The sequence below is a fragment of the Paenibacillus luteus genome (genome assembly GCF_006542765.1).
GTDB lineage: Bacteria > Bacillota > Bacilli > Paenibacillales > Paenibacillaceae > Pristimantibacillus > Pristimantibacillus luteus.
The window spans coordinates 461,327-478,719 of sequence record NZ_SKCD01000022.1 but is presented as its reverse complement, the minus strand read 5'-3'; the positions used below and the strand labels follow the sequence as shown (position 1 = coordinate 478,719).

The following is a 17,393-nucleotide window of genomic DNA, read 5'->3' as shown; positions in this document are numbered from 1 at the left end:
ATCCGACTTGAGTTAAATTATAGTCATTTTTTTCGAGACCTATATTGAGTAGCGGTCATTCCGTAATATTGTTTGAACGAATGACTGAATTGTTCCAGTGTTGCAAATCCAATCACCTCAGCAATAGCGCTAATAGACATATCCGTTGTTGTTAAAAGCTGGGCTGCGGCGCTCATTCGGGATTGCTGTTTTTTATTCTTGAAGGATACGCCGTATTGCTTCTGAACGCTCCTCTCTGTCTGCCGGGTGCTCAGACCCAGCTTGTTCGCAAGTTGTCCTAACGTAATGGAAGGGTACTCGTATAAGAAACTGTTTTCAATCGTAAGCAGCCTGTTGTCATCCAACGTTTTAACCGGAACGTCCAGCAGAGAGGAACTGTGCTCCGTATACTGCCGAACCATACGGGTAACGATCATTTCCAGTATATTCGTTGCCATATGGTGAAAGCCGAGGCGTTTCGATGACAGCTCGTCTGCAAGCATTCCGAACAAAGACATCATATTTTCATTGTCAGGACCGATCCAGAACGGCGTATTCACCAGTAATTCCGACAGGAGAGTATCCTTATGGGCGTTATATTTACTGACAATAAGTTGAGAATCCTCTTGAAGCACTTCGAAGAAGATGCAGTATTCAGCCATAGGATCGCTGAGATTCGGAATCTGCTCATGTGCGACATCAGGTCCTGTCATAAACAACGTTCCGGGCGTGAGAGGATAACGTTTTCCTTCCGCTACTAGAATGCCGTGACCGCTAGGAATGTAATGAAGCTCGTAGCTTCCGTGGCTATGGCTATGTTCTCGCATCGAGCTGTGAAAAAAACCGAACTTCACGTACAAGACATTCAATACAAATCCGCCTAGCACGAGCTTAATATCCATATTACCGATGTTAATCGGGGGGAGTTTCATTTCAATATTCTCCTCTGTCAAAATGCGACACCTCAAGGGTACCTTTGGTCGTCTCAATTGATAACGTCTTCAAACTTGTATCGATATAATTATAGCGAAAAGCATAGAGCATGGGAAAGAGGGGGAAAAGTCTATGACAACGTCAGCAGCACGCATGTTTGAAAAAGGAAATTATACGTACGCCTATACGGAGATACCGGGGTCGAACCCCGGATACGCTTGGCGGGACGGCATGGTCAGTGGCAACGGTGAGAACGGTTATATTACGTCAGGCTCACCATATTCGGATAGCTTCATCTTTCAATACATGTGGTTCAACTATCCGTCCAAAGATCCGAGATTTATTCCTAATGAATTAACGGAGCAGCTTGGTGATGCGAGATGGAACGTTTTTAATCAGAACGACCAATGGAAGATTAAGGACGAGAAAGAGTCGACACGAATCAGAACGTTCTACTACAGTTATCATCCCGGACATCAGCTTCGATTAAGCGCGGCAAATAGAGGAAGTGTATCCGGCTATGAGCGATGGACGAATTATGAGACGGCGGAGACGGGCGTGCGTTACACCGATGAGTTTGGCAGGTGGATGAGAACCACCTTCACTTCTAGAGCAGACAATGTTTCGATTACGAAAATTGAACAATCTATCACCGGTACCAAGATTAATATGACGATTTCCATCGACGATATTTTAAGTATGAGTCGTGCCCAAAACGGCACTTCTGAGGTATCAGCGCTTCAATACAAGAAGCTGGTAGATTCACAGGCAGAATATATCGCACAAGTTGCGCATTACCCATCCTACCCGGGCAGCGAGCTTCGTAATGCAGGATATGCGGGGTTAACGCAGGTACTCGTGGTGAACGGTACCAAGAAAAGAGTGCTGCTCGCTGAAACGAATGAAACAATGAACGTTGGCAGTGAGCAGAACCCAGCAATTCAAATTATAGACGCCGATGCCGTTTATCTCATTACACAATCCAATCGAACTTATGAGATGGGCAGAATTGAAGATTTTGCCGGACAGGCCGAATACGCTCTCGTAGAGCAGTTGTTCCGCCATACGGATGCTGTCGCTCAGAAGTATATTGATCCTCAAGGCGGTTTTGATTATGACGCAGCCCTTGCTCCCCATGCCGAGCAGCATGCTGCTGAATTTAATGCCATCGGCTTCTCGTTAGCCGGTGATGACACTGATAAGCATACGGATAATCTTACGCTGATTCATACCCAACAAGCGACGGTATCGAGAATTAATCATGCCTTTATGGAGCAGGTTTACAACCAGGGCAGATATGCGATGATATGCTGCAGCGGCTCAAGCGCGCCTCGCTTATATGGCATGTGGACCGGCGAATGGAATCCGGGCTGGCGCGGCATTTACACCCTTGACGCAAATGTGAACTTGCAGGTTGCGGCCATGAATACGGGGCATCTGACGCAGGCGCAGCTTGGATACATCGCGTTTTTTCTGCGGAATACGCCGGACTTCGCCTACAATGCTCGCATGGCTTACGGGATGCATGATGCTATTCAGGTGTCCGTCAACTCTGACGGTGACCGCGGCATGCATGTGGAATATGACAACGATTACCCGTTTGAGTATTGGAATGCCGGCGCAAGCTGGTGCCTTCTTCCGATTTATGAATACTGGCAATGTTACGGGAATAAGCAAATCCCGATTGTAGATGCGATGAGAATTCATGAGTTGCAATCACTGCTCAGCGTCCATGACGGGGGACTTTCCGATGAGGATTTCGCTGATTTATTGCGAAGGGGACATTTGGAATTAGAGAAAGATATTTTGCTCCCACTCCTGACGAAGCAGGCTAATTTCTGGGAACAAATATGTACGCCTGAATACTACACAGACAAGAACGGCAACGCTTGTCATCAAAGCGGTAAAACAACGTTAGATCCTGGCGAGAAATATATGATTATACCAACCTATTCGCCGGAAAATAATCCGATTGGTTATAACAGCACAATAACGGCTAATGCGACCATGGATATTTCGGCTGCTCGGGATGGGTTATTAATGGTAATGACAATGGAGAAAGCCGTAAAACGCGAAGGATATGAAGCCGCCATTGCCAAATGGGAGGCTCTCTTAGATCTGCTGCCTGATTATAAATATGACGCGGATGGCGCTTTGCGCGAATGGGCTATGAACGAATATACGGAAAATAATAACCACCGCCATTTGAGTCACCTATATGTGGCATGGCCTGCTTATGAAACGCAGAACAATAAAGCGCTTGCGATAGCAGCGAAGATTGCGCTCGAGAATAGAGATAAATACAATACGGGGGATGCTACGGCGGGACATGGCTGGATGCATAAGGCGCTGGTTAGCGCAAGGCTTAAAGGGGGCAACGACGTGATCGCTTCGCTGCTGCCCATGATGACGGCTGCTGGTTATTACCCGTCTTTAATGACTGACCATGATACAAATCGAAGAAGTCATTGCTATTGTACGGATACATCATTTGGCGTCGTAGCTTCAATTAATGAGGCGCTTCTATTTTCGAATACAGGCGAAATCGAGCTGCTTCCGGCATTGCCCTCCGATTGGCAATCGGGATCAATGGATGGCCTTATGGCAAGAACACAAGTGGAGGTTAAACACTTATCTTGGAATCTGTTAAGCGGGACCGCCAAAGCTACATTGAAATCAAGAATTGAGGACAATACTATCCGATTAAGTGCTGGCATTCCTTGGATGAGAGTCATCGTTAACGGCGAGGAAGTTCAAGCGCATGAAGGTGAAATGGGCAAGTATGTTACGTTAACGCTAAGTGATGGAATAGACGTTACGGTCGAATTTATTTAGAGTAATTCCTTATATAGAACAAACCGACTGCAGAAACGCAGTCGGTTATGAGGAACGATCGTACTTTAGCGATGTATTTAAGAAAAAGTCAGTTTACCCCCACATAATTTAGAAAATTTCCAAAACTAATTATAAACGTCTGGACTCCGTAGGCGTACATCCAAATGTACGCCTATATAATCGATTGAAATACACACACTCCATACCTGCTGCAGCAGCTGCATGACGGACCGTCATTCCCGGATTGTCAATCAGCATGAGATGCGCGGTTTGCAGACGGAGTGCCTGCAAATATTGCAGCGGAGTTTGACCGGTTTGTTGTTTGAACAGACGGGTCAGCTGTTTAGGAGAATAACCTGCCCGAGAAGCCAGTTCGGTGACGCTAATGTTGCGATTCAAATGGTCATGGATAAAACGAAGGGCATTGTCTACAATATTGTCCTGCAAGGTGCCAGATGAAATCGGAACAGGCAAAGGGTTAGGATTATTACTGTGCATTTGTTTAAGAATTTCGATACATAACGAAATTAACCCCTCTATTGCTGCCCAAGGATCGTACGCAGGACCGGAGTGACGCCAGATCCTATCTATTAAAGAATAAAAAGGAGTTAAATCGTTCAGCTTGCCGACAAATGGTTGTTCTTTGAATCCCCAGCTTGATAGGACTCCGCCTTCATTCTCCAAGTAAGTGGCATATCCGACATGCCAGTTCTCCTCACCAATTGGCATATATTCATTTGGCAGGTTGGCCGGAATAAAGAGGAGTGAGCCTGGCTCAAGAATCTTCCAAGACTGGCCAAGCTGGCGGAACTTGCCTGTTCCACTGAATGTGATAAGAACTTGTGGAGCTGAGAAGCCTTCTAGACGTGTTATGGAGATTTGCCGATCCATTCCAACCGTGTAGACTCGAATGGGCAAGCCGCCTGCAAGGCTGAGAGAAACGTTGCTCCTCAAAGGTAAGCACTGCATTGAACCCATCACCTAATGTCTGTTTTGTATTATATTAGACTCAATCGTAAGAGTCTTATATGTCTTATATAAAATAATAATTTATACAATCGAGAGATGCAAGTGGAAATAGAGATGTCCATTTTGTACTAACACATGTCTCTATTGGAATCTATCTGCTGAGGTCTTGTACCGATATAATCGGATTAAACCATGAGCAGAGGAGACTACATATGCTGTCAATCAAGAAATACTGGGAAGATCCATCTATTCTTCAAATTAATCGTGAGCCTGCAAGATCTTATTATATTCCCTATTCAAGCGTGGAAGAGGCAGCAAGCGGTCGACGGGGGCAATCACCTATCTATCAGACTCTTAACGGTAACTGGAAATTTCAGTATCACTCTAGTGTCAAGGAAGTTAGGGAGCCTTTCTATATGGACAAATGGGATACGAGCAGTTGGAATGATTTGCTTGTTCCCTCCTGTTGGCAGACCAGCGGGTACGACCAAATGCATTATCTGAACTATCATTATCCAATCCCTAACGATCCTCCCTATGTACCGAACGCTAATCCAGCCGGACTATATGTCCGTGATTTTGCATTGTCTGCAAATGGCGAGGGCAAGGAAAACTTTGTCGTATTTGAAGGCGTTAGTTCTTGTTTTTACTTATGGGTGAATGGTCATTTTGCTGGCTATAGTCAAGGCAGCCGGATGCCGGCTGAATTTAATATCCAATCCTACTTGCGTCCAGGGATTAACCGTATGGCGTTAATGGTACTTAAGTGGTGTGACGGAACATACCTTGAGGATCAGGATATGTGGCGTTTTAATGGTATTTTCCGTGATGTGTATATGATTGCACGGGACAAGCAGCATATTCGCGATGTGTTTAACAAGCAGGACCATCAAGCAGATTTCTCCAAAGCTATTTTACAGTCAGAGATTGAAACAACCGGAGTACTTGAGGTAACCGCGGAATTGAAGGATTCGAAAGGAATCTCCATTGCCAAGGGCAAGTCTGTTATCGAAGGCTCTGGAACGATAGAGCTTGAGGTGGAACAGCCTGACCTTTGGAGTGCTGAAATGCCTAACCTGTATAAGTTGTTCGTTTCGGCAGGCAATGAAACATTAGTTTTCCAAGTCGGTTTTCGCCAGGTAGAGGTTAAAGACAGTGTATTCCTCCTAAATGGAAAAGCGGTAAAGCTTAAAGGTGTCAATCGCCATGATTCGCATCCAGAATTGGGGCACACGGTCCCTATGAAAGCCATGATTGAGGACCTGCTTGTTATGAAGCAGCACAATATCAATACGATTCGCACCTCCCATTACCCGAATGATCCTCGCTTTCTGGAGCTGTGTAATGAGTATGGTTTTTATATTATGGATGAAGCAGATCTTGAATGCCATGGTACCGGGCAATCCGGTGAATTCAAGAACGGTTCCTTTCATTTTCTATCCGCAGATCCAGATTGGCTTGAAGCGTTTAAAGAGCGGGCTGTTCGAATGGTTGAAAGAGATAAGAATCAGCCTTCAGTCATCATCTGGTCCATGGGAAATGAATCGGGTTACAGCTTGAACCATATCGCAATGGCCAAATGGACAAGAGAGAGAGATACGTCACGCCCGGTTCATTATGAATGCACGGCACCTGAAATGAAGGGACATTCGGATATTTCTTGTCTGGACATGGAAAGTAAGATGTATGCGTCCGTAAAGGATTTGGAAGTTTACGCTCAAAATGAGAATAACAAGATGCCAATGTTTCTATGCGAATACAGTCATGCGATGGGGAATAGCTCAGGGGATTTGAAGGATTATTGGGATGTCATTTATAAATATCCCAAGCTGATGGGCGGCTGTGTATGGGAATGGAGCGACCATGGGATGCTGGCTAAGACAGCGGATGGAAGGACTTATTATGCCTACGGTGGTGACCTTGGAGATCATGACCGCCCTCATGACGGTAATTTCTGTATCGATGGACTTGTCTATCCCGATCGTAGACCTCATACAGGATTGCTTGAGCTGAAGCAAGTCATTGCTCCGATTCGGGTGATAGCGGAGGAACTATCGAAGGGAAACCTACAAATCGTTAATCTTTATGATTTTATCGATTTGTCTCATGTTTCTCTCTTTTGGAAAGTGGAGCTTGATGGTATCTTACAGGAACAAGGACAAGTTTGGCAGCTAGAAGCACAAGCAGGCCAACAACAGGCAATCGTGCTGCCTTACTGCTTACCGAATTCGCATGGTAGCAGTTATCTCACCTTATCATTTCGGCTTAATCAGGATACAGCTTGGGGAGGAGTTGGATATGAGATCGCCTTTGCGCAATTCGCGCTTCAAGAAAAGACAGAAGAGAACGACCTCTCAAATCTGATTTGCAATAGAAAGGGTAATTCTTCTCTGACCGTTGTTGAAGAGAATGGCGTGTTAAGGGTAGAAGGCCATGATTTCCGCTATGTCTTCTGTTTAGACCAAGGAACGCTCATAAGCATTCAGCGAAATGAGCTTGAAATGCTGGATCGTCCCATTTCCTATTCCATTTGGCGAGCTCCGCTGGATAATGATATGCATGCCGTTCGGAAATGGCGGGCAGAAGGTTATGACCGTGCGCAGACCAAAGTTTATGAATGCCATTGGGAGCAAACCAGCCCATCTTCTGTTGAGGTAAAGGTATGTTTCTCCTTGGCAGCTTCGAACCGATATACGATTATGCGTGGTGCAACGGTATGGCGTGTAGAGGCAGGAGGTTCCATTACATTGTCCACGGATACTAAGATAAGAGACAAAGAGAGCTTTGTTTATTTACCTCGTTTTGGTTTCGAGATCGTCATGCCCCAAGGGAATAATGAAGTAGAATATTTGGGCTTTGGTCCCCATGAGAGTTATATAGATAAGAGGCACAGTGTCCGAAGGGGGCGTTTTGTAAAAACGGTCCAGGAGCTCCATGAAAACTATATTATGCCGCAAGAAAATGGGTCCCGTTACGGGACGGAATGGGCTGTCGTATCCAACCGCTTAGGCATGGGGCTTCTATTCTGTTCGAAGCAAACGTTCTCATTTAATGCTTCCAAATACAGTGTCAGTGACTTGGAGCAAGCGGCTCATGATCATGAGCTTCAAGAGCGGGAGCAAACGTTTGTTCATGTCGATTACAACATGAGCGGTGTCGGTTCGGCCTCATGTGGCCCTGAGTTGCTTGAGACGTACCAGCTTAAGGAGAAGAACATTCAATTCTCTATGACGATCTTACCCGTCTTTAAAGAAGATGAATTAATCTAAGCACGATTTTTTTATGGAGTATTTCATTGGGAGTTGGTGGATCATGAGAGACAAGCATCGGTTCATAAATGCAGGATTCCCATTGAAGTGGGGAGACCAGGGGGACGGCACGTATTGTAATCCGGTTCTACCGGCCGATTATAGTGATCCGGATGTCGTTCGGGTTGGGGAGGATTATTATCTGGCGGTATCAACGTTTCAGCAATCCGGAGGGGTTGATATTCTACACTCCAAGGATCTGGTGAATTGGCGTACAGTCAGCCATGCAATTCCAGATGTGGGAGTACTAGGACCTCGATTTCGATGGAATCAATTGAATAATTATGGAGCAGGTGTATTTGCCCCATCGATTCATTATGTTAACGGGAAATTCTTGGTTTATGTCAATTGTTACAAAGGGGAGGGTTTCTTTGTGGCAACTGCTGATGAAGCTGTTGGGCCTTGGAATGTCAAGCAGATGGAAGATAAGAACGGGAAGCCGATGCGTACGGAGCCTTGGACAGATCCGGACGTTTTCTGGGATGATAGTGGAGAAGCCTATATGGCATCGGCTTATTTAGGAACACATTCCCTCTATTTGTTTCGGATGAGCCCAGATGGAACCAGGCTTCTAGATGCTGATGTAGATGATTTGCCTAACAGCGGAACAATTTTCTACCAGATTGAAGGCACGGAAGGGAATAAAATTTTTAAACGGAACGGCTATTACTATTTGTTTAATGTCGACTTTCAGGGCAGAAGTCCGGCAGGACGTGGAGGGTATGTAAAAAGGGCTCGACATCTATATGGTACCAAGCTGGATGGTTCAGCCGGTGGTCCGGGCGAGCCGGGCGTTTATGAGGTGCGGTTTCTCGGGCATCAGTTTCCTTCCCAAGGAGGTTTTATTGATACTCCCCAGGGTGAATGGTACTTCATTGGACAATATGACGATGGCGGTGCGGCAGGAAGAAAGGTTCATCTTGTGCCGGTCGTTTGGCTGGAGGATTGGCCATATATGGGGAGCGCTGAGAAAAGCATTCCAACAGGAGAAATGGTATGGCAGCATCAAAAACCGCATCAAGGTTATCCTGTAATGCTGCCACAGCACAGTGACGACTTTAATGAACCGACGTTATCCCCTATATGGTATTGGAACCATGCGCCACGAAATGATTACTGGTCGTTAAGCGAGAGACCAGGGTATCTTCGATTACGAGCATTCGGACGTCTTAGACGAGGGAGCTTCTTCCATGCAGGCAATACGATTGCACAGCGTTACTTGCTCGCTTCTGTTGTACAGGCGGATATCAAGCTTGAACTGAAGGGGATGTTCGCAGGACAAGAGGCCGGCCTTTCGCACTTTAATGGCGGAACCGACTATTGCAATATCGGGGTTGCACAATGTGATGCGAGAAGAAGGTTGAAGTATGAATCGAACGGTAAAATCGTTGAGGGGCCCTGGCTGCCGGACGGTCAACATACCATTTGGCTTCGGACGATTGTAAACGCTTCTTGCGTCAGTCAATTTTACTATAGCTTTGATGGTTGCCAGTTCACTTCATTCGGGGATGAATATTCGCTTAGATGGGGTGGTTACCGAGGAGATAACATAGGGATATACACCTTTAATGACGATAGGGATGAAGGCTTTATAGATGTTGAGTGGTTCCATTATTCGCATTCAGGCCCGGCAATTGCAGAAGAAATCTGCGTGGAGTCAAATGATTTGACGATACGAAAAGGTGAATACGATGCCATCGAGGTATATCGCTCAGATGGCTTCGGTTGCAAAGAGTACATCTCCTCTAAAGTGCAGTATGTGTGCTCTTCTGAGATCATATCCGTGAGTTCGGGACGAGTATACGCCATAAATGAGGGAATAACAGAGGTTACAGCTATCATCGGAGACCGTTCGTGGACAATAAGGATTCGTGTTATTAAGGAAGTTATGTGAAACAAGAAAAACAAGAATAGCCATCTCGCAATAGAGGGCTGGTCTTGTTTTTTTTGTGTTAGGAATAAAGTTGATGTCAGATTAAAATAGTAGATTTTCAAGTACTATCCAATTGGATTTTGCCTTCCAATACCTGATCCATGAGCGCATCCGAAGGTCTGAATGGAGGAAAAAGACAATTGGGATGAGCAATTCAGCCGCCTGCCGATCACGGTCAAGATGAAGGTTAATATTGATAAATTTGAAATGCGAGTTACCAAACGCGGATAGTGTTAAGGGGAGCATATGGGCTTGAAATACTATGTGATTTTCACATGATGTACTATGGCCAGCAGCGCTAGAACGTCACGTTCTGTATATCGTTTCTATTTTATCCTCAAATTAGGAAGTTATAGGAGAAGAACTTTTGTGATTGTATGCAAATCAGAAATAATGGCACTATTTCACAAAATTATATCACTCAATAAAAAAGCTAACTATGCTAGAGTTGCTTTATTGTATGGGTGCATCCAATAAACAACCAAGGGGGCTGTGATGGTACGAAGTTGTAAGCGTATTCTAATATTAGCTTGAAAGGATGGTAGGGATTTGAAGCAAGTAAATTTATCTTGGTTAATGATTGTTTGTCTATGCATATTACTGCTTATGCCAGCAACGGCAGCGGCAGCGCCGACTTCCCCTGAATTGCAGTTATCGGCGAATGAAGTGAAAGGTGAGGTTCAAATCAACATTTCAGGGACCAATTTCAATGATCTATATGCATTTGACCTGACACTGACCTTCGATTCGCTTCGAATGAAGCTGAAGAAATCCTCAAGTGCGATGACGGGTTTCACCATTCCAGCTGTTATTAAAGGCAATTCAATTGCATTCGCCCATACCAAAACAGGTCCAGTCGCGGGCAATACAGGCAGTTTTTCTATTGCCGAATTAGTATTTGAACGAATTGGGGGCGGTGAAGCAAAATTCACACTAAACAAGGCTACACTTGTAGATTCTAAACTGCAATCAACCTTTTCGGAAATGAACCAAAATGTCAAAGTAGATGGTGGAGCGGGAGCGATTATGTTTACTGACATATCCGGACATTGGGCCGAGAAGAATATTAAAGCTGCTGTGGATCTTGGTTTTGTAAGCGGATACAAAAATAACCAATTCATGCCGAATCAACAAGTGACGAGAGCTGAGTTTGCTGCCATGCTCACCCGAGCGCTTAAACTTCCTGAAGGTTCAGAGCTAGTCTTCGCGGACACTGCACAAATACCCGAATGGGCCAAGCCTTATATTTCTTCTGCTGTTGCAGCCAAAGCGGTCAGTGGATACAACGACAATACGTTTCGTGCCAATCGTACCATCAGCCGAGCAGAAATGGCGGCAATGGTCGTACGGGCAGCAGCTCTGAATTCGAGTGAAGAGGGAGAGACGGGCTTCGCTGATGAAAGCGAGATAGCTGCATGGGCTAAGCTTTATGTCAAGAGCGCTGTAGAAGCAGGAATTATTAAAGGGAAAGGGGGCAATCGTTTTGCACCAAATGATCAGCTAACGAGAGCCGAAGCTGTCACGGTACTAATGAATGTGCTTAGCAAAAAGGCGCAATAGCAACGTGTTTCAAATTGAAGCATTGAAATGAGCAATTATAGTAAGATCCATGACTAATAGGGAGGTTCAAGCATGTTGTTAACAAAAGTTAAGTTTACTAGATTTGTAGCGGTTGCAACGGCAACAGTCATGCTCATCACATCATTGACGCTGCCGGCTGCGGCAGCAGAAGATCAGTTACAAGCGACAGCATTAGTTATCAAGACACAACCAGATATTATCAGAACGACGAGTTCAAGTGGAATCGTTCATCCATCTGCAGGCTTGAACGCTGATTCGCTTGAGCTGATGCAAGAGAAGATTGCGATCGGCGCAGAACCGTGGTCGAGCGCTTTTGAACATTTCCGGAGAACGCCTAGTGCCTCGCTTGATTTTGATGTGCGCAACAAGAGTAAAATTGATCCTACACAACCTGCCTATACAAAAATTGATAATGATGCCAAAGCGAAGGAAGCCAAAGTTGATGCTGCCGCGGCATTTAGCCATGCGGTCATGTGGACGGCAACAGGCGACGAAAGATACAGAGCTAAAGCGATGGAGGTTATTCGTCTATGGTCGCAAATCGACCCTACCAACCCGGTCGGGTTCTATGATTCACATATCAGTATGGGCGATGCGATGCAGAATATGGTGCGGGCAGCTGAACTGCTCCGTTATACGAATTCGGATGAAGAAAGTGTCTGGAATTGGACGGATCAGGATACCACCCGTTTCATCGATAATTTCTTGATGGCTTTTAATGAAGGCTCTTTCTACCGGAGTAACAGCCGCTGGATGAATCAGCATGGCATTAACACGTCGGCATTCATGATGGCTGCTATTTTCTCTGACAATATGGATTGGTACAAGGAAGCGGTAGAATGGGCAACCACGAACAAAACCGCTGAATTCAGAGGCAAGTCAGGGGATATTTTTAAGCAAATCAGATTTATGACCGTGGATGAGAAAACAGGAGAGCCTGTCGAGCCCCATGTTCAGCTTATTGAAATAGGCAGGGATATCGGTCATGCTTCCATTAACGTTGATTTATTGGCCCAGATCGCGTTCATGACGAAGGTGCAGGGTACAAAGGTTGATTCAGATCCCGCATCGGCGACATTTGGCGAAGTAACGGACCAAGCTGGCGGTAAAGATTTATTTGAATTTCTTGATGACCGCATTTTGGCTGGGGCCAACTATTTAGCCGAATATGACTTGGGATACGAGGTTCCGTTTACGAGGGCGAATACGAATACGGGTGTGATAGGCGAAGCCTTAGACACAAATTATTTTACTACAGTAAGCGATAATGGCCGTGGCCTGAATACGGCTGGTGAATATGTTTATGGCTACTACCTTCATCACAGAGAGACGAAGCTAAACGGAACGGAAGATAAAATTAAATTTTTGAATGAGCTGATCACCAAATCAGGCGGTTTGGGAGCATCAACGGGGTATGTGTTGATGTACGGTACAGCAGATCTTGCTACCGGTGTAGTGAAGGGCGCTCCACAACCGCTTGAGCAGCCAACCTACGCCGAAACGAAAGCTGCTTATGACAGACAACAAGCGTATGATTTCCTTGGTAGAAGCTCCAGTATCAGCACGAATACATACCAGGATGTGGATGGCATGCGTTCGGTACTGTACGATGTTCGTTATGCGGATAATTTCACATGGTACGATCTGGATGTGGAAGAAAGCTTCAATACAATCACGATGCGTACGGCCAGCAATTCGAGCGTCGGCACCAAGATTGATGTCGTATTGCTTGATAACGTTGCAGGAATAGACCGTACTCATGTGACGCTTGACAATGTAAAGGCAGGTAAATTGCTGGCTACTTTACAGGCACCGAATACTGGCTGGTGGACGAATTACGCAACCATATCCGGTAAGCTAAGCGAGCCGCTGTCGCAAGGCAAGCACTTGATTGCCTTCAAATACTACGGTAGTGCCAATGCGCTTAGCTATCAAATTGCGTACGACTGGTTCGCTCTGTCCAACCATTTCGCAGGTGCTGAGAACGAGGCTGCCAAAGCAGATGTATTGGATGGTGGGGCAAGTGTAACGCAAGAAGGCGTTGAGATGAGCAACAGCGCATCGATTTCATTTAATCGGATGAATTTTGATAGCGGCAACAACAAAGCTGAGTTCAACGTGAAGACAACGGATGCGACTGGGAAAATCAGCTTGTACAGCGGTGTAAATAAAATCGCTACGTACAGCTTGCTAAACACACAGGACGCTTTCCTGAAAGTGACGGCGGAAATCCCAACTGACGATGTTGGCAAAATCACCGGAATTCAAGATATTACCTTGAAATACGAAGGTACGTCGCCAATTGTATTAAAAACGTACAAAAACGTAGAGCGTGACCGCCTCGTAGCAATTGAAACGGGAAACAAAGCGATCCAAATTGAAGATCAAGCGATCCCTATGAAAGGTGATTTCACGCTTGGTACTGAAGGCGAACGCGAGTATGTCAAGGTTTCCGATGGCTCCGTGCTGTATTTGAGCAAGGGAGCGCTGCAGACCGACAGAACGAAGGACAGCTATGTGACCTTTATGGTTAAATCCGATGCTGTCTCGAAGCTTCATTTGCAAAGAACCTCTGTATCAGAGCCGTTTGCAACCATTACGGTTCCGAATACGCATGGAGAATGGGCGAAGGTCAGCTTTAATATTGCTCAGCAATATGTCAATGTACTCGATTATCCAACTAATCTGAGAAGTGTTTTCTTAGCGATTGAATCGCCAACGGCGGATGCTGAAGTGCTGCTTGATAGCTATGAGCTGGATCCCGGGAATCTGCCTCCGGCCATTAGCTTAACCTCCGAAGCCAATCTGACGCTTAATGCCGTGACCCTTATGGCTAATGGAGAAGCTGTAAATGTCCATGTTACAGTTCAGGACGGAGATTCGGTCAATGTTGATCTCTTGCAAGACGGCATCGATTTTGTAGAAACCAACTTTGATGGTAAAAATGGCGGGGTAGCGACCATTAATCCATCAGGAGTGACACCAGGCCTCTATACGCTGGTCATTACGGCTAAGGATGACAGCGGTAATTATACGGTCAAATCGCTTAAGGTTGAAGTGCTTGACAGCAGCAGCTATATTGACAATATGATCAAGCAATCAGGTACCGAAGAAAGACTTGTTGATTTATATTTGGAACACAAAGAAGTATATGATCAGCTGGTTACAGCGCAAGCTTTAGCGAAGAGCGCACCAACAGCAGCAAGCATTGGTCAGTTGGAGGAAGCCATCAGCCTAGTCATAAATACACTTCCGTCCTATACGAAAATCAGAGTGAACTACAGCACGAATGGTACAACCAATGTCACGGCTAACTCGGATATGCTTTCTTTCTATCTGGATGGAACGGCGACGAATGCAGGTGCAAAAATTGGTGGAACAGGAGCAATAAGTTCGACTAATTGGACTACGTACACGAATAGTGACTGGGTAACCTTGAATCAGCCTGTTTCTGGAAAACATAATTTAAAGCTGGTATGGGCATACCCTGCCAATGTGCGTTCCATTGAATTGTCGAATGCGGATGAGAACCATAAAATTAAATATGACGCTCTGTCTGCATCTGATCTAAGCAGTACGCTTAAGTATCAGCCGGCGATTACAAACGGTGTGGAAGGTTATACGATTTCTGATACTGCAGCATTAAGCTGGGCTATATACTCCGGCTTGCAGCTTGATCCGCAGCTTGTATACACAGCCTATCCATACAAAGGTGTATTCGGGGATGGCGTTGATTTCTCTATTCGCCCAGAGATGATTAAGGCTCTGGAAGTAGTAAAACCGTATGTGGATCAGAAAGAGAAATATGCGGGTAAGAAGCTGGATCATCTGATCGAGCTGTATACAGAAGCGCTGGAAATGACTAAGGCACCAAATTACAGCAGTGGAGGTGTTGTGCTCACTAGCGAAGTTGCTGCAAGCTTTACAACTTCACTGTTGAACGCTCTTGCTGAGGTTAAAGCTGGAGCAGAGCCTGCAAGAAAGGGCTATAGCCTATCGCCAGTAAATGACTTTTATGTCCGCGCAGGCGGAAGCAACGGCAATATGACCTTCAAGGAGACCGAGCTTGTTGTCGGAGGCGGTCGTGAAGGAATGGTGAAGTTCGATTTGTCCCACCTCGACGCCAACAGCAGAATTGTAGGTGCAACCTTAAGGCTGTATAAAACATACGGCCCGAACTCGGTCATCCTATTCTCCAGCATTGCTGATCATTGGGGAGATACGACAACATACAATAACAAACCGGAAACCGGCGCTGAATTTGCAAGATTTAATTCCAATGGATTAGGCTTCTATTACGTGGATATGACCAAAGCGGCCAGCGACGCGAAGGAGAGTGACGGAATCTTTTCCTTCCATATGAACCGTTCTGCTGCTCAGAATGCCAATCAATATGGAGCGAGCAGATATGATAACCCGAATTATCGCATCGCTTTAATTGTAACGACTGAAACGCTAGCTGTTCTGGATAAAGAGTCTTTAACATCTTTAGTAGAAACAGCAAAGGCGTTGAGCAGCGAGTCATACACGGCAGCGTCTGTTGCTGCGTTGCAAACAGCGATTGCAGCGGCAGAGTCTGCACTAGCAAACAGCTTGACGCAGCAGCAATTGGAAGCTGCGCAAGCTTCGCTGCAAGCAGCCATGGAAGGCCTGCAAGTGAAAAACACAGTGGCACTAAACGGTCCTACTTCGGCCCTTGCGGGACATTCGATCGAATGGTCAGTTAGCTTGGAGGCGGTGGAGCTTCCTGCTGATTACAAGACGATTAAAGCCGTTGTGAAGTATGACCCAGCCAAGATTGAATTTGCTTCAGTTGTCGATGACAATAGCACGCCTGAGAATACGGAGGATGATATTGTTATGCTCGATGAACAGGCCTATGCGCTAAATAGTACTAAGCTGTCATTGATTGGCAGCGCCATGAAGTCGGAAACAGGAGAAATTCTTCTCTTGCTTACAAATAATGAAGAATGGTCAGATGGTGAGCTACTCAAGCTGAAAGGCCGAATACTGGCGAATGCAGAACCGGGCGCGGCGACTGTATCGATAACTGAATTTACATCTGCGGGTACGGATAATGAGGCAGCTTTCCATATCGAGCAAGCGGTCCATGGTATCGCAGTTGGCGTAGATAAAACAGCTTTGGGTGCTCTCATTGCAACCGCAGCCCAGTTGCATGCACAAGTAGTGGCAGGCTCGCAGCCTGGCCAATATCCGCAAAGTGCGAAAAATGCGCTGCAAGCGGCGATTGAAGCTGCACAAGCAGTCAATGAGAATGCAGCAGCAAATCAAGATGCTATTACTGCAGCCATAAGCGTATTGCAGTCAGCTGTTCAAACGTTCCAGAATGCGGTCACTCCGTACCCGCCAATTGAACCTGTGAATAAAGCAGCGTTGCAAAACGCTATTACATCAGCAGAGAATCGTTATAGCAAGACGGTTGAAGGTAACAAGGTAGGCCAATATCCACAGGCTGCCAGAGGGGCATTTAACAGTGTCATTACAGCAGCGAAGAATGTGCTGAGTAGCGGCAGTGCGACTCAGGCTCAGGTTAATCAGGCTGTTACTGATCTCAACCATGCGCTACAAACCTTTAACACTACAATTGTGTCGCTTGTGAACGGGGCAACAAGTATTTCGATACGCGATCTCTCCATTATTTCCAAATACTTTGGCGTGAAGCAAGGGGATGCAGGCTGGGCTGATATTGAGAAAGCGGATCTTACTGGAGAAAATGAAATTAACATCGTGACCCTTGCAGCAGTCGCACGGTTGATTATTGCCGATTGGTTGGCAGTAGAGTAGCATAAATCAGTTGAGGAGTTGTCAGGCGGGCAATTATAGCTGCTGCCTGA

The 17,393-nt window shown here is 45.8% G+C and carries 7 protein-coding genes; 5 read left to right on the top strand and 2 right to left on the bottom strand.

Annotated elements, in window-relative coordinates; all coding sequences use genetic code 11:
- Positions 1-23: 23 nt before the first annotated feature.
- Positions 24-911, bottom strand: coding sequence for an AraC family transcriptional regulator (locus E0496_RS18465; protein WP_141503219.1), 888 nt, complete (start codon positions 909-911; stop codon positions 24-26).
- Between the two features lie 133 nt (positions 912-1,044).
- Here E0496_RS18465 and E0496_RS18460 point away from each other — a divergent pair, with 133 nt between their 5' ends.
- Positions 1,045-3,747 (top strand): glycosyl hydrolase family 95 catalytic domain-containing protein, encoded by a 2,703-nt coding sequence (locus E0496_RS18460; RefSeq protein ID WP_141503218.1) that lies wholly within the window; start codon positions 1,045-1,047, stop codon positions 3,745-3,747.
- Between the two features lie 129 nt (positions 3,748-3,876).
- On the opposite strand, the gene E0496_RS18455 is transcribed toward E0496_RS18460, so the two are convergent.
- Positions 3,877-4,701, bottom strand: coding sequence for a helix-turn-helix domain-containing protein (locus tag E0496_RS18455; protein ID WP_241674862.1), 825 nt, complete (start codon positions 4,699-4,701; stop codon positions 3,877-3,879).
- Positions 4,702-4,928: 227 nt separating this feature from the next.
- Here E0496_RS18455 and E0496_RS18450 point away from each other — a divergent pair, with 227 nt between their 5' ends.
- The 4 genes from E0496_RS18450 to E0496_RS18435 all read left to right on the top strand — a co-directional run bounded on the left by E0496_RS18450 (position 4,929) and on the right by E0496_RS18435 (position 17,343).
- On the top strand, positions 4,929-7,985 hold the full coding sequence (locus E0496_RS18450) for a glycoside hydrolase family 2 TIM barrel-domain containing protein (protein ID WP_141503216.1): 3,057 nt from the start codon (positions 4,929-4,931) through the stop codon (positions 7,983-7,985).
- A 43-nt stretch (positions 7,986-8,028) separates the two neighbouring features.
- The gene (locus E0496_RS18445; protein ID WP_161601472.1) at positions 8,029-9,918 is read left to right on the top strand and encodes a glycoside hydrolase family 43 protein; all 1,890 of its coding nucleotides are present in this window, start codon (positions 8,029-8,031) and stop codon (positions 9,916-9,918) included.
- A 588-nt stretch (positions 9,919-10,506) separates the two neighbouring features.
- Positions 10,507-11,517 (top strand): S-layer homology domain-containing protein, encoded by a 1,011-nt coding sequence (locus E0496_RS18440; RefSeq protein ID WP_141503214.1) that lies wholly within the window; start codon positions 10,507-10,509, stop codon positions 11,515-11,517.
- A gap of 72 nt (positions 11,518-11,589) precedes the next feature.
- Positions 11,590-17,343: a DNRLRE domain-containing protein gene (locus E0496_RS18435; RefSeq protein ID WP_141503213.1), complete on the top strand. Its 5,754-nt coding sequence runs from the start codon at positions 11,590-11,592 to the stop codon at positions 17,341-17,343.
- Positions 17,344-17,393 lie beyond the last annotated feature (50 nt).

Coding starts and splice junctions, on each gene's coding strand:
- E0496_RS18465 (WP_141503219.1), bottom strand. CDS start 911: ATGAAACTCCCCCCGATTAACATCGGTAATATGGATATTAAGCTCGTG.
- E0496_RS18460 (WP_141503218.1), top strand. CDS start 1,045: ATGACAACGTCAGCAGCACGCATGTTTGAAAAAGGAAATTATACGTAC.
- E0496_RS18450 (WP_141503216.1), top strand. CDS start 4,929: ATGCTGTCAATCAAGAAATACTGGGAAGATCCATCTATTCTTCAAATT.
- E0496_RS18445 (WP_161601472.1), top strand. CDS start 8,029: ATGAGAGACAAGCATCGGTTCATAAATGCAGGATTCCCATTGAAGTGG.
- E0496_RS18435 (WP_141503213.1), top strand. CDS start 11,590: ATGTTGTTAACAAAAGTTAAGTTTACTAGATTTGTAGCGGTTGCAACG.